Source organism: Hamadaea flava (assembly GCF_024172085.1).
GTDB classification, from domain to species: Bacteria; Actinomycetota; Actinomycetes; order Mycobacteriales; family Micromonosporaceae; genus Hamadaea; species Hamadaea flava.
Genome location: NZ_JAMZDZ010000001.1, coordinates 5713278 through 5727016 on the forward strand (window position 1 = coordinate 5713278; position 13739 = coordinate 5727016).

14 protein-coding genes are annotated in these 13739 nt (G+C 70.4%); 6 read left to right on the plus strand and 8 right to left on the minus strand.

Annotated elements, in window-relative coordinates:
* Positions 1–50 precede the first annotated feature (50 nt).
* Both HDA40_RS26850 and HDA40_RS26855 read left to right on the plus strand, forming a co-directional pair.
* The gene (locus HDA40_RS26850; protein ID WP_253760544.1) at positions 51–365 is read left to right on the plus strand and encodes a MoaD family protein; all 315 of its coding nucleotides are present in this window, start codon (positions 51–53) and stop codon (positions 363–365) included.
* Between the two features lie 62 nt (positions 366–427).
* Entirely contained in the window at positions 428–1381 is a 954-nt protein-coding gene (locus tag HDA40_RS26855; protein ID WP_275979414.1) for a PLP-dependent cysteine synthase family protein, read from the plus strand.
* A gap of 125 nt (positions 1382–1506) precedes the next feature.
* On the opposite strand, the gene HDA40_RS26860 is transcribed toward HDA40_RS26855, so the two are convergent.
* Positions 1507–1956, minus strand: a complete 450-nt coding sequence (locus tag HDA40_RS26860) for a hypothetical protein (RefSeq protein WP_253760547.1) — start codon at positions 1954–1956, stop codon at positions 1507–1509.
* A gap of 132 nt (positions 1957–2088) precedes the next feature.
* On the opposite strand from HDA40_RS26860, the gene murI reads away from it, so the two are divergent.
* From murI to rdgB, 4 genes are all read left to right on the plus strand, one after another.
* Positions 2089–2901 (plus strand): glutamate racemase, encoded by an 813-nt coding sequence (gene murI, locus HDA40_RS26865; protein WP_253760549.1) that lies wholly within the window; start codon positions 2089–2091, stop codon positions 2899–2901.
* Positions 2898–3644 (plus strand): MBL fold metallo-hydrolase, encoded by a 747-nt coding sequence (locus tag HDA40_RS26870; RefSeq protein ID WP_253760551.1) that lies wholly within the window; start codon positions 2898–2900, stop codon positions 3642–3644. The genes murI and HDA40_RS26870 overlap by 4 nt, the downstream gene beginning before the upstream one ends.
* A gap of 114 nt (positions 3645–3758) precedes the next feature.
* Positions 3759–4547, plus strand: a complete 789-nt coding sequence (rph, locus tag HDA40_RS26875) for a ribonuclease PH (protein ID WP_253760553.1) — start codon at positions 3759–3761, stop codon at positions 4545–4547.
* Positions 4544–5179: an RdgB/HAM1 family non-canonical purine NTP pyrophosphatase gene (gene rdgB / locus HDA40_RS26880; protein WP_253760554.1), complete on the plus strand. Its 636-nt coding sequence runs from the start codon at positions 4544–4546 to the stop codon at positions 5177–5179. The genes rph and rdgB overlap by 4 nt, the downstream gene beginning before the upstream one ends.
* Before the next feature lie 121 nt (positions 5180–5300).
* On the opposite strand, the gene HDA40_RS26885 is transcribed toward rdgB, so the two are convergent.
* The 7 genes from HDA40_RS26885 to HDA40_RS26915 all read right to left on the minus strand — a co-directional run bounded on the left by HDA40_RS26885 (position 5301) and on the right by HDA40_RS26915 (position 13661).
* On the minus strand, positions 5301–5930 hold the full coding sequence (locus HDA40_RS26885) for a Pr6Pr family membrane protein (protein WP_253760555.1): 630 nt from the start codon (positions 5928–5930) through the stop codon (positions 5301–5303).
* Between the two features lie 14 nt (positions 5931–5944).
* On the minus strand, positions 5945–7480 hold the full coding sequence (gene hutH, locus HDA40_RS26890; RefSeq protein ID WP_253760557.1) for a histidine ammonia-lyase: 1536 nt from the start codon (positions 7478–7480) through the stop codon (positions 5945–5947).
* Positions 7477–8619, minus strand: a complete 1143-nt coding sequence (gene hutI / locus HDA40_RS26895) for an imidazolonepropionase (protein WP_253760559.1) — start codon at positions 8617–8619, stop codon at positions 7477–7479. Before hutI ends, hutH begins: the two co-directional genes overlap by 4 nt.
* Positions 8604–9905: a formimidoylglutamate deiminase gene (locus HDA40_RS26900; RefSeq protein WP_253763833.1), complete on the minus strand. Its 1302-nt coding sequence runs from the start codon at positions 9903–9905 to the stop codon at positions 8604–8606. The genes hutI and HDA40_RS26900 overlap by 16 nt, the downstream gene beginning before the upstream one ends.
* Complete coding sequence (locus tag HDA40_RS26905; protein WP_253760560.1) at positions 9902–11083, minus strand: allantoate amidohydrolase; 1182 nt, start codon at positions 11081–11083, stop codon at positions 9902–9904. The genes HDA40_RS26900 and HDA40_RS26905 overlap by 4 nt, the downstream gene beginning before the upstream one ends.
* A complete protein-coding gene (gene hutU / locus HDA40_RS26910; RefSeq protein ID WP_253760562.1) occupies positions 11083–12726 on the minus strand; it encodes a urocanate hydratase in 1644 nt (547 codons plus the stop codon). Before hutU ends, HDA40_RS26905 begins: the two co-directional genes overlap by 1 nt.
* A 113-nt stretch (positions 12727–12839) precedes the next feature.
* Entirely contained in the window at positions 12840–13661 is an 822-nt protein-coding gene (locus HDA40_RS26915) for a MurR/RpiR family transcriptional regulator (protein WP_253760564.1), read from the minus strand.
* Positions 13662–13739 lie beyond the last annotated feature (78 nt).

Below are 13739 nucleotides of genomic sequence, written 5' to 3' on the forward strand. Positions count from 1 at the left end.
TTCCTCGCCCGTCCCGCGTTCGCAACCCTTCCCAAGGAGTCTTGACAGTCATGGCCATCGAAGTTCGCATTCCCACGATCCTGCGCAGCTACACCGGCAACCAGAAGGCCGTCGAAGGCGCCGGCGACACCCTCGCCGAGCTGCTCGCCGACCTCGACGCCCGGCACGCCGGCCTCAAGGGCCGCCTGATCACCGACGAGGGCGCGCTGCACCGGTTCGTCAACATCTACGTCAACGACGAGGACGTCCGCTTCCTCGGCTCGCTGGATGCGAAGGTCAGCGACGGCGACACCGTGACGATCCTGCCGGCCGTCGCCGGTGGCGCGCTCGGTCTGCTCGCCGCCGCGGCGTACCTGGGCCGCTGACCCGTCTCTCCGCCGCCGGTCGCGGGCTTCGGCCCGGGACCGGCGTGCGGTGCTGAAGGAGGCTGGAAGTGCGGTACGACTCGATCCTCGACTTCTGCGGCGACACTCCGCTCGTCGGCCTGCCCCGCCTGTCGCCCAGTGACGACGTGCGCATCTGGGCCAAGCTGGAGGACCGCAACCCGACCGGCAGCGTGAAGGACCGCGCCGCGCTGTACATGGTGCGCGCGGCCGAGGCCGACGGCACGCTGCGCCCGGGGGCGACGATTCTGGAGCCCACCAGCGGCAACACCGGCATCGCCCTGGCCATGGTCGCCAAGCTGCGCGGCTACCGGCTGGTCTGCGTCATGCCGGAGAACGTCTCGACCGAACGCGTCCAACTGCTCCGCATGTACGGCGCGGAGATCATCTTCTCGCCGGCGGCGGGCGGCTCCAACCAGGCCGTCGCCACGGCGAAGCAGATCGCCGAGGAGCACCCCGACTGGGTCATGCTCTTCCAGTACGGCAATGAGGCCAACGCCCGCGCGCACTACGAGACCACCGGTCCCGAGCTGCTGCGCGACCTGCCGACCATCACGCATTTCGTCGCCGGCCTCGGCACCACCGGCACCCTCATGGGCACCGGGCGCTACCTGCGCGAGAAGAACCCCGACATCCAGATCATCGCGGCCGAGCCGCGCTACGGCGAACTGGTCTACGGGCTGCGCAACATCGACGAGGGTTACGTGCCCGAGCTCTACGACGCCACCGTCCTGTCCCGCCGGTTCTCCGTCGGTACGCGAGACGCGGTGCTGCGTACGCGTCAACTGGTCGAAGTGGAGGGTCTGTTCGTCGGATTCTCCACGGGCGCGGTGTTCCACGCCGCCCTCTCGGTCGCACACGCGGCCGCGAAGGCGGGGCAGAAGGCCGACGTCGCCTTCCTCGTCGCCGACGGCGGCTGGAAGTACTTGTCGACCGGGGCGTACACCGGGACGCTGGCCGACGCCGAAGAGGCGCTCGAAGGCCAGCTCTGGGCCTGAGTTCGGCGCCGGATCAGGGTTCCCGGTCGAATCTTGCCGGGGAGCCTCTCGGGCGAGCCGCCAGGAGTGCGGTCAGCCAAGATTCGACACAGAACCCTGATCCAGCGCGGAAAACGCCGACGGCGTCAGAGCTGGGTGATCACCAGCAGGAGGTTGCCGCCGAGGAGCAGCGAGGCCACCCCGAGCAGCTCCCACGGCAGCCACCGGTGGTGCACCGTGGCGAAGGCGAGCCCGCCGCAGACGGTCCCGGCGATGCCGACCGACATCACCGTCGGCACCAGCCAGCTCGGTCCGGGCTCGAAGACGATCGCGACGAAGACCCGGATCGCGACCACCATGCCGACGAAGACCAGCAGCGCCGCCCAGGCGCTCAGGCCGAGCATGCGTGTGCTCCCGGGCACGGGGTCGTCCTGCTCCGGTAGCCGCAAGGCGCGCATCGGGTTTCGGCGTACCGTCTCGGCTGCCGCGGGCACCACGGTCAGCGAGCCGACCCGGGCCCGGACGAACTTCGCGGCCGGGCTTTCACCCTGGGTCTGGGCGGGGGTTTCGGTAAGGGTGTCGATGCGCGTCTCCACGTCTGGCACAACGGAGCCGGATGTGATGCGTAACGCGTGGATGTTGAGTCGTGCCTGGTCAGCCTGTCACCTTGGCGACATGTTCGAGCAGACCTTACTTAAGGCTGGCGCGCGCGGCGTAGGCTCCGAGCCGTGACGGATACACCGATCGGGATCTTCGACTCGGGAGTCGGTGGCCTGACGGTAGCCCGAGCGATCCTGGACCAGTTGCCACACGAGCGCCTGCTCTATCTGGGGGACACGGCGCACGTGCCCTACGGTCCGAAGCCGCTGGCCGACATCCGGCGTTATGTCCTGGAATGCCTGGATGATCTGGTCGCCGCCGACGTCAAGATGCTGGTGATCGCCTGCAACTCGGCCGTGTCCGCGTGCCTGGCCGATGTTCGGGAGCGCTACGACATTCCAGTGGTGGAGGTGATCCGTCCGGCCGTCCGCCGGGCGGTGGCAGCGACCCGCAACGGCCGCGTCGGCGTGATCGGCACCTCGGCCACCATCACGAGCCGGGCCTATCAGGACGCCTTCGCCGCCGCGCCGCACGTGACCGTCACCGCGGCCGCCTGCCCGCAGTTCGTCGACTTCGTCGAACGCGGGATCACCTCCGGCCGGGCGCTGCTCGGCCTGGCCAGCGCGTACCTCGAACCCCTTCAGCAGGCCGGCGTCGACACCCTCGTCCTGGGCTGCACCCACTATCCGCTCCTGTCCGGCATGCTGAGCCTCGTGATGGGCGAACAGGTGACCCTGGTGTCCAGCGCCGAGGAGACAGCCAAAGACGTCTATCGGGTGCTGGTCGAAAACGACATGCTGCGCCCTGACGACGCCCCGCCCCCGCGCCACGAGCTGCGGGTCACCGGTGACGACGAACCCTTCCAGCGGCTCGCGCGGCGCTTCCTCGGCGACTTCCCAGCGGCCCTACCGGACTCCAATCACGCGGGAGCGGCTCGATGAGACTGACGGTGTTGGGCTGTGCGGGCAGCTTCCCGGGCCCCGAGTCTCCGTGTTCGGCGTACCTGGTGGAGGCCGACGGATTCCGGCTGCTCATCGACTTCGGCTCGGGCTCCCTGTCCTCCCTCCAGCGGTACGCCGGACTGAACGCGGTCGATGCGATCGTGCTCAGCCACCTGCACTGCGACCACATGATGGATGCCGCGCTGTACGTCGTGGTCCGTCGATACGCTCCGGACGGCCCGTACCCGCCGTTGCCGGTGTACGCCCCAGCCGGTGCCCCGGAACGGCTCGCGGGGGCGTACAGCGCCGACGAGGGACCGCTCGACGACGTCTACACCTTCTACAGCCTGCAATCGGGCAGCTTCCCGATCGGCCCGTTCACCGTCACGGTGGACCGCGTGAACCACCCCATCGAGACCTACGGCGTACGCCTGGAGCACAACGGGCGGGTGCTCGCGTACTCCGGGGACACCGCCGTGTGCGACGCCGTCCTGCGGCTGGCCCAGGGCGCCGACCTGTTCCTGTGCGAGGCGAGCTACCTCGACGGCGTGGACAACCCGCCGGGCCTGCATCTGACCGGCCGGGAGGCCGGCGAAGTGGCCACCAAGGCCGGCGTCGGCCGCCTGCTGCTGACGCATCTGGTGACGGCCTGGGGGAGCGAGGCGGAGACGCTGGAGGCGGCGGTCGCGGCGTTCCAGGGTCCGGTGGAGATCGCCCGGCCCGGCGCCCGCTTCGACGTCTGATCCGACTTTGCACGGCGTGCGCTCCGAGGTCTCGTTCCGGACGCTGAAGACGCGCGGTCCGGCGTCCAAAGGGGGCCGCTTCGGCGGATAAGGCGCGACTGTAGGGTTACGGGCATGACCCGACCCGATGGCCGCGCCGCCGACGAACTCCGTCCGGTGAAGTTGACCCGCGGCTGGAGCATGCACCCGGAGGGCTCGGTTCTCGTCGAGTTCGGCAACACCCGGGTGCTCTGCACGGCGAGCGTGACCGAAGGCGTGCCGCGCTGGCGCAAGGGCACCGGCCTGGGCTGGGTGACCAGCGAGTACGCGATGCTCCCGCGCGCGACGACGACCCGGTCCGACCGCGAGAGCGTCAAGGGCAAGATCGGCGGGCGTACGCACGAGATCTCCCGCCTGATCGGGCGAAGTCTGCGGGCCTGCATCGAGCTCAAGGCGCTGGGCGAGAACTCCATCGTCATCGACTGCGACGTGCTGCAAGCCGACGGCGGTACGCGTACCGCCGCGATCACGGGCTCCTACGTCGCCCTCCACGACGCGGTGACCTGGCTGGCGAACAAGGGCGCGCTGGCGAAGAAGCAGACCGTCGAGTCCACGTTGCACCGCTCGGTGGCGGCGGTCAGCGTCGGCGTCATCAAGGGCGAGGCGCGGCTGGACCTCTGCTACGACGAGGACGTCAGCGCCGAGGTCGACATGAACATCGTCTGCACCGGGACCGGCGACTTCGTCGAGGTGCAGGGCACCGGCGAAGACGGCGTCTTCGACCGTAAGCAGCTCAACCAGCTGCTCGACCTCGGTGTGGCCGGCTGTTCGCAACTGGCCGACCTCCAGCGCGAGGTGTTGGGCCTGCCGTCGCTATCGCCGTCCAGCCTGCTGGCGAAGTTCGGAGGGGACGTCCGCCGATGAGGCTGCTACTCGCGACCCGCAACCTGAAGAAGCTCGACGAGCTGCGGCGCATCCTCGCGACGTCGCCCGCGCTGGTCGGCGTCGAACTGATCGGGCTCAACGACGTCCCTGAATATCCGGAGGCTCCGGAGACCGGGCTCACCTTCGCCGAGAACGCGCTGCTCAAGGCGCGCGAAGGGGTCAAGTACACCGGCCTGCCGACGGTGGCCGACGACTCCGGCCTCGCCGTCGACGCGCTCAGCGGCATGCCGGGCGTGTTCAGCGCGCGCTGGTCGGGCCGGTTCGGCAACGACTATCCACACGGCAAGGACGTCGCCAACCTGGAACTGGTCCTGGACCAGACCCACGACGTGGCCGACGACAAGCGCGGCGCGGCCTTCATCTGCGCGGCCGCCCTCGTCCTGCCCGGCGGTGACGGCAACCGAGAACACCTGGTCAGCGGCCAGATGCGCGGCCGGCTGCTGCGCGCGCCCCGTGGTCTCGGCGGCTTCGGCTACGACCCGATCTTCCAGGCCGAGGGCCACACCCGCTCCACCGCCGAACTGACGGCCGAGGAGAAGGACGCGATCAGCCACCGGGGCCAGGCATTCCGGGCGCTGGCCGCGGTGATCGCCAAGCAGCTCAAGCCCTGACGGGTACGCCCACCGCACCGCCCTTTCCCCGCACGCTGTGTTCCCGCGCGCTCCGTTCCCGCTGGCGCTCCGTTTTCGGCTGGATCAGGGATCTGGGTCGAATCTTGGTCCAAGATTCGACCTAGATCCCTGATCTGCTGCTGTCGGGGGAGAGGCGGGTGTGGAGGCGGCGTATCGAGTTGCCGACCCAGACCACGATGAACACGAATCCGATGATGCCGATCGCGATGGCGAAACAGGCCTTGACGACGTGGCCCCACCCGTCGGGGCGCGGATCGACGAACGGGTACGGATACCAGCCCACGATGCCGCCCCGGATCAGGGTGTAGCCGAGCCAGGCGATCGGGTACGCCAGCCAGCTCCACGCGTCCGGCAGCAGGATCTGGTGCCGGGGCGGTTGGATGAGCCAGTCGAGGAAGAGCACGACCGGCGAGATCTGGTGGACGACGGTGTTGACCCAGGGCAGCGTCGTGCCCAGTTGGGCGGTCAGGTCCGACAGCAGCAGCGCGAAGACCACACCTGTGGTGAACAGGTAGCTGGTCGCCGCTCCGCGTACGAGGTCCCAGCGCAGGTTGTTCCAGGCCGGCCGGGCCGCGCCGATGAGGAGGACGGCCGCGCCGATGAGGTTGCTCTGGATCGTGAAGAAGCTGAAGAAGTTCCCCGCGTCGGCGGCGCGCTGGAACTGGGCGACGACCGCGGCCAGGATCGCGATCGCGGTCGCCGCCCGATAAAACCGGACAAAGATCTCCACGCAGGGAGAACGAGTCAGGCGAGGGGGCCGAGGTCGGCTTCGATGGTTTCGAGCAGGACGCGGCCCGAGATCGTCGCGCGGGCGGCTTCGAGCACCGGGGCGAGGAACACGTCCGGCCCGGGAGTGCCGGCGAAGGCGGTGACGGCGGCCAGTGCGGCCCGGCCGGCGGGCGACGGCGTCAACGGCGTACGCAGCTGCAATCCCCGGCAGGCGGCCAGCAGTTCGACGGCCAGCAGCGACGTGAGGTTGTCGAGCACGGTACGCAGCTTCTTCGCGGCGGCCCAGCCCATCGAGACGTGGTCTTCCTGCATTCCGCTGGTGGGGATGGAGTCGACCGAGGCCGGGGCGGCGAGGCGGCGGTTGTCGGCGACGATGCCGGCCGCGGTGTACTGCGCGATCATCAGGCCCGAGTTGACGCCCGGGTCCGGGGTGAGGAACGCGGGCAGTTCGCGGGACCGCGTCACGTCGAGCAGCCGGTCTACTCGGCGTTCGGAGATCGAGCCGACCTCGGCGGCGGCGATGGCGAGGAAGTCGGCGGCGAAACCGAGCGGCGCGCCGTGGAAGTTGCCGGTGGACTCGACCCGGCCGTCCGGCAGGACGACGGGGTTGTCGGCCACGCTGATCAGCTCCCGGGCGGCCACCGTGCGCGCGAACTCCAAGGTGTCGCGGGCGGCCCCGGCGACCTGCGGCGCGCAGCGCATCGAGTACGCGTCCTGCACCGCGTGGACCAGGTCGTCGCGGTGCGAGTCCATGATCTCGGAGCCCTGGAGGAGCCGGTGGATGTTGGCGGCGCTGATCCCCTGGCCGGGATGCGGCCGGATCTCGTGGATCGAGGGGTGGAAGGGCCGGTCGGTGCCGAGCATCGCCTCGATGGACAGGGCGGCCGTCACGTCGGCCATGGTGAGCAGGTGCCCGAGGTCGTCGCAGGCCATCAGCAGCATGCCCAGCATGCCGTCGGTGCCGTTGATGAGGGCCAGGCCCTCCTTCGAGGACAGCTCGATCGGGGCGAGCCCGGCGGCGTGGAGCGCGTCGGCTCCGGTGATCCGCGTACCGTCCTTGCCGAGCACCCAGCCCTCGCCGAGCAGCACGAGCGCGCAGTGCGCCAGCGGGGCAAGATCGCCGGAGGCGCCCAGCGACCCGTGTTCGGGCACCCACGGGGTGATGTCGTGGTTCAGGAGGTTCACCAGCGCGTCGGCCACCAGTGGGCGTACGCCGGACCGGCCGAGCGCCAGCGACCGCACCCGCAGCAGCATCATCGCGCGGACGACTTCCCGGGGCATGGGCGCACCGATGCCGGCCGCGTGCGAGCGGATGAGGGCGTGCTGAAGTTCAGCCCGGCGTTCGGGGGCGATGAAGGTGTTGGCGAGCGCGCCGAAGCCCGTCGAGACGCCGTAGACCGGGCGGCCGTCGCGCTCGATGTCGTCCACGATGGACCGGCTGGCCGCCATCGCCTCCACGGCGGCCGGGCTGACCACGACCTGGGCGGTGCCCCGGGCGACGGCCAGAACGCCGGCGGCGCTGACGCCGTCCGGTTCGACAGTGACGATCATCGAACCCACACTCCTTTGTGCAGTACTTCTTTTACGAGGGGCACACCCGGCCGGTAGGCCAGATGCACGGAACTCGGCGCGTCGAGCACCATGAGGTCTGCGTACGCGCCGATGCCGAGGTGGCCGACGTCCGATCGGCGCAGCGCACGGGCTCCGCCCGCGGTCGCCGCCCAGATCGCCTCGGCCGGGGTCATCCGCATGTCGCGGACGGCCAGGGCGACGCAGAACGGCATGGACGAGGTGTAGGAGGAGCCCGGGTTGCAGTCGGTCGCCAGGGCCACCGTGGCCCCGGCGTCCAGCAGCCGCCGCGCGTCCGGGTAGGGCGATCGGGTGCTGAACTCCGCTCCCGGCAGCAGCGTGGCGACCGTCTGCGAGCCGGCCAGGGCCGCCACGTCGCCCGCCGAGAGATGTGTGCAGTGGTCGGCGCTGGCCGCGCCCAGTTCGACCGCCAGGCGTACGCCGTCGCCCTCGGTGAGCTGATTGGCGTGGATGCGCGGCAGCAGTCCCTCGGCCATGCCGGCGGCGAGCACGGTCCGGGCCTCGTCGACGTCGAACGCGCCTCGTTCGCAGAAGACGTCCACCCACTTCGCGTGGGGCGCGCAGGCGCGCAGCATCGGGCCGGTGACCAGTTCCACGTAGGAGTCGCGCGGCACGTCCGGCGGGACGACGTGTGCGCCCAGGAACGTCGTCTCGGTGGTGAACTCCGAGGCGAGCCGCAGCGACCGGGCTTCGTCGGGCACGTTGAGCCCGTACCCGCTCTTGATCTCGACGGTGGTGGTGCCCTGCCGCCGCATCTCGTCGACCAGGCGCTCGACGTTCGATCGCAGGTCCGCGTCGGACGCGGCGCGGGTGGCGGCCATCGTCGTGCGGATGCCGCCGCCGGTGTAGGGCTCGCCCGCCATCCGCGCGGCGAACTCGGCCGCCCGGTCGCCGGCGAAGACCAGGTGCGCATGACTGTCCACGAAGCCGGGCAGCACGGCCGCACCCTGCGCGTCGAAGATCTCGTCGGCGGCGTGCGGGCTGGTGGCCGGGCCGATCCACTCGACACGGTCGGTCACGATCATCGCGGCGTCGGTCCGGGTGCCCTCGTCGGAGTGCGTGGTCAGCTCGCCGATGTTGGTGATCAGAAGAGAGCGCACACGGCCTCCTGAAGTTCCCGGGCCACGTCGATCGAGACGTGCCGGCCGTCGGCCACGATCACGCGGCCGTCGGCGACGACGTGGGTGATGTCGGCCGCGCCGGCCGCCATGAGCACCCCAGCCGGATCGATCCCGGCTGTACGCACGGTGGCGAGGCTGATCGTGACCAGGTCGGCTCGTGCGCCGACGGCCAGCCGCCCGGCGGACGGCCAGCCCAGCGAGGCGTGCCCGGTCGTGGTCGCCGCGCTGAGCAGCTCCTCCTGGGTGAAGTGGCCCCGGGCCTGGGCGGAGAGGCGTTCGTGCAACTCCACGGCGCGGGTCTCTTCGAGCAGGTCGATGACGGCATGCGAGTCGCTGCCCAGGGTCAGGCGTACGCCGGAGTCGGCGAGGACCCGGGCGGGGCCGATGCCGTCGCCCAGATCCCGTTCGGTCGTCGGGCAGAAGCAGGCGAACGTGTCGGCCATCAGGTCGATGTCGCCCCTGGTCAGGTGGGTCGCATGCACGGAGGTGAAGGTCTCCTCCAGCACGCCGTGGCGGTCGAGCAGCTCGGTCGGCGTACAGCCGTAGGCGGCCCGGCAGGCGGCCACCTCGTCCACCTGCTCGGCGACGTGCGCATGCACCGGCAGGCCGCTGGTCAGCTCGGTGAACTCGGACATCACCGTGGCGGGCACCGCGCGTACCGAGTGCAGGGCCGCACCGACCATCGAGTGCGGCTGGGCGGCCAGCGCGTCGAACCGATCCCACCAGGCGTCGAGCGAGCCGTCGCCGAAGCGCAACTGCGGCCCGGCGAGCGGCTTGCCGTCTACCGAGGACTGGAGGTACAGCGTGTCCAGCAGCGTGATCCGGACGCCCGCGTCGGCGGCGGCGACGACGAGCGCCTCACCCATGGCGTTCGGGTCCGCGTAAGGCTTTCCGCCCGGCTGGTGGTGCAGATAGTGGAACTCGCCCACGCAGGTCACGCCCGCGAGCGCCATCTCCGCGTACACGGCGCGCGCCAGCCGGTGGTAGCTGTCCGGGTCCAGCCGGTCCGCGACCTGATACATCTGCTCACGCCACGTCCAGAAACTGCCCTTACCCATGTGGGTACGCCCACGCAGCGCCCGATGAAACGCATGCGAATGGGCATTGGCGAATCCGGGTATCGTCAAGCCCGCCAATTTGGGGACATGATCCTCCGTCCACCCGGTCGGCTCGGCGCGGACGATCTTGCCGTTCTCGATCGCGATCAGGACGTCGGCCTGAATCCCGTCGGGCAGCCAGGCGTACTCGCAGAGGTAGTGACTCATCGGCATGACAGCTCCTCCAGCACATCCGCGAGCGCGCGTACGCCCGCCGCGCAGTCGGCGTCGGCGGCGAATTCGGCGGGGGAGTGGGAGACGCCGGTGGGATTGCGGACGAACAGCATCGCCGTCGGCAGGTACGCACTGAGCACCCCGGCGTCGTGCCCGGCGCCCGTCGGCAACACCGGCGCGCCCTGCAGGAGGGCCGCGATCCGGTCGCGTAACGCGACGTCGAACTGCGTCTCGCCGCTGACCGATTCGGCGGTCAGGCTCACTCGCGTACCATCGCGGGCTGCCCGTTCGGACGCTCGGGCCGAGACCGCCGCGACGAGTTCGTCCACGGCGGACGTCGTGGCCGCCCGCGCGTCCAGCCAGGCGCTGACGCGGGCCGGGATCGCGTTGGTGGCGTTGGGTTCGACGGCGACCCGGCCGATCGTGGCGTGACAGCCGCGCAGCCGGGCCTCCTTGTTCGCCGCGAGTACGGTGTACGCGAACGTCAGCATCGGGTCGTGCCGGTCGGCCATGAGGGTGGTGCCGGCGTGGTTGGCCTCGCCCGTGAAGTCCAGCCGCCAGCGTCCGTGCGGCCAGATGGCGCTGGCGACGCCGACGGCGCGCTCGGATTCCACAAGGGAGCGTCCCTGTTCGACGTGCAGTTCGACGAAGCAGCCGAATCGGGCCAGCAGGTCGGGCCGGTGGCCCTTCGGCGTCGCGCCCATCGCCTCGGCGAGCGTCACCCCGTCGCGGTCCCGTAGCGCGGCCGCGGCCTCGGCGTCGACCGCGCCGGTGAGGAGCCGAGAACCGAGGCAGGCCAGGCCGAACCGAGAGCCCTCCTCCTCGGCGAAGACGCCGATCGCGATGGGCTTGACCGGGGTGACTCCGCGCGCCCGAAGTTCGTCGACCGCGAGCAGCGCGCTGACCACCCCCAGCGGCCCGTCGTACGCCCCACCGTGCGGCACCGAGTCGAAGTGACTTCCCGTGAGGACAGCGTCGTCACCGGCCCCCCACCAGGCGAAGAGGTTTCCGTTGCCGTCTTCCTCCAGGATCAGGTGACGTTGGGCGGCCTGTTCTCTGAACCAGGCGCGGAGATGAGCCTCTGGTTGGGTGAAGGCGTAACGCAGGTAGCCCAAGGAGTCGGGGTCGCGCCCGATCGGCGCGATCTCGTCCCAGAGGTCCCGGAAACCCATCACTGCTCCCGCATCGGCACGCGCACGCCGCGCTCCTCGGCGACCGTCTCGGCCAGGTCGTAGCCGGCGTCGACGTGCCGGATGACGCCCATCCCCGGGTCGTTGGACAGGACCCGCTCGATCTTCTGCCCGGCCAGCGCGGTGCCGTCGGCGACGCAGACCTGCCCGGCGTGGATGGACCGGCCGATGCCGACGCCGCCGCCGTGGTGAATGCTCACCCAGGACGCGCCGCTGGCCGTGTTGACCAGCGCGTTCAGCAGCGGCCAGTCGGCGATCGCGTCCGATCCGTCCAGCATGGACTCGGTCTCCCGGTAGGGCGAGGCGACGCTGCCGCAGTCCAGGTGGTCGCGGCCGATCACGACGGGCGCCTTGAGGGTGCCGTCGGCGACCATCTCGTTGAACCGGACGCCGGCCCGATCGCGTTCGCCATAGCCGAGCCAGCAGATGCGGGCGGGCAGGCCCTGGAACGCGACTCGTTCCCCGGCCATGGTGATCCAGCGGCGCAGCGACTCGTTCTCCGGGAACAGATCCAGCACCGCCCGGTCGGTGGCGGCGATGTCGGCCGGGTCGCCGGACAGCGCCGCCCAGCGGAACGGGCCCTTGCCCTCGCAGAACAGCGGCCGGATGTACGCCGGCACGAACCCGGGGAAGGCGAAGGCGTTCTTGAACCCGCCCAGCTGGGCCTCACCGCGGATGGAGTTGCCGTAGTCGAACACCTCGGCGCCGGCGTCCTGGAAGCCGACCATCGCCTCGACGTGCTTGGCCATGCTCTGACGGGCCCGGTCGGTGAACTCCTCCGGCTTCTTGGCCGCGTAGTCCGGCCCGTCGGCGAGGTCGATCCCCTCCGGCAGGTACGCCAGCGGGTCGTGCGCGCTGGTCTGGTCGGTCACGATGTCGATCTCGACGCCCCGGCGCAGCAGCTCGGGGAAGACGGTGGCGGCGTTGCCGACGACGCCGACGCTCAGCGCCCGCTGCTCGCGCTTGGCCTTCGTGACCCGCTCGATCGCGTCGTCCAGGTCGTCGGCGACCTCGTCGAGATACCTGGTTTCGACACGTCGGCGTAGACGGCGAGCATCCACGTCGACGATGAGGCAGACACCGCCGTTCATCGTCACGGCGAGGGGCTGTGCGCCGCCCATGCCGCCACACCCGGCGGTCAGCGTCAACGTGCCGCTGAGACTCCCACCGAACCGCTTCTCGGCGACGGCGGCGAACGTCTCGTAGGTGCCCTGGAGGATGCCCTGGGTGCCGATGTAGATCCACGAACCGGCGGTCATCTGGCCGTACATGGTCAGGCCGAGCTTCTCCAGTCGGCGGAACTCCGGCCAGGTCGCCCAGTCGCCGACGAGGTTCGAGTTCGCTAGCAGTACGCGCGGCGCCCACTCGTGCGTACGGAACACGCCGACGGGACGGCCCGACTGGACGAGCATCGTCTCGTCGTCCTTGAGCGTGTCGAGCGTACGCACCAAGGCGTGGAAGCTCGGCCAGTCTCGCGCGGCCTTGCCGGTGCCGCCATAGACGACCAGGTCAGCCGGGTTCTCCGCGACCTCGGGGTCGAGGTTGTTCATCAGCATCCGCTTGGCGGCCTCCTGGCCCCACCCCAACGCGGTCCGCTGCGCCCCCCGCGCCGCCCTGACGTCCATCTAGACACCCTCCCTCTCCGCGCTGTGCCTTCTCTGCGCGATCATGAACTTGTGGTCGTGATCGACCGGTGTGTCGTGTCCGCAGCGCCTTGATCGACTCCGCGGCTCACTGATCAATCCACGAAGACGCCGCGCCGGGCGGCGGTGGTCTCGAACTCCTCCAGCCGTCGCTGGGTCTGCGCCGGGTCGGCGTCGGTCATCGCCTGCAACACCACCATCGTCAACACCATCGGGGCCGTGTGCAGGTCGAACACCAGATCCGAGCCGACTGCGGCCGGCAACGTGAGGTCGGCGACCTCACCGACCGGGCTCAGTTTCGAGTCGGTGATCACGACGGTGGTCAGCCCGAGGTCGCGCGCGAATCGCAGCGCTTCCACCGATTCCCGGGGATATCTCGGCAGCACCACCGCGAGGAGCGCGGTCGCGCCTGCCTCCTTGGCCTGTTCCAGCCGGTCGGCGAGCAGGCTGCCGCCCTCGGTGAGCGCCCGGACGTCGGGGTGGATCTTGGCGGCGAAGTACCCGAAGTAGCTCGCGATCGGGGCGGCGGCTCGCAGGCCGAGGACCGGGAGCGGGCGGGAGCCCGTCAGCACCTGCGCGGCCTGGGTGATGGGCGACGGGTCCAGCAACTGGTCGGCCAGCCGGGTCAGGTTCGCGATCTCACCGCGTACGGCGAGCTGGAGGTCGTTGGCGGCCGGTTCGACCGCGTCGGCGGAGTCCGCGGTCAGCTCTCGCAGCCGGCGTCGCAGCGCCGGGTAGCCGTCGTAGCCGAGCGCCATCGCGAACCGCGTCACCGACGGCTGGCTCACCTGGGCCAGCTCGGCCACCTCGGAGGCGGTCAGGTGCGCCGCGTGCGCGCCCTGGTCGACGAGGGATCGGGCGATGCGGCGCTGGGTCGGCGTCAGGCGTACGCCGTGCACGAGATCCGCAACATTCACGGCCGGACTGTATGCATACTTTCATTCAGCCCGCAAGCGCGGCTGCGGGTTTTGCGAAATTTGCTCCGCTTTGGTGGC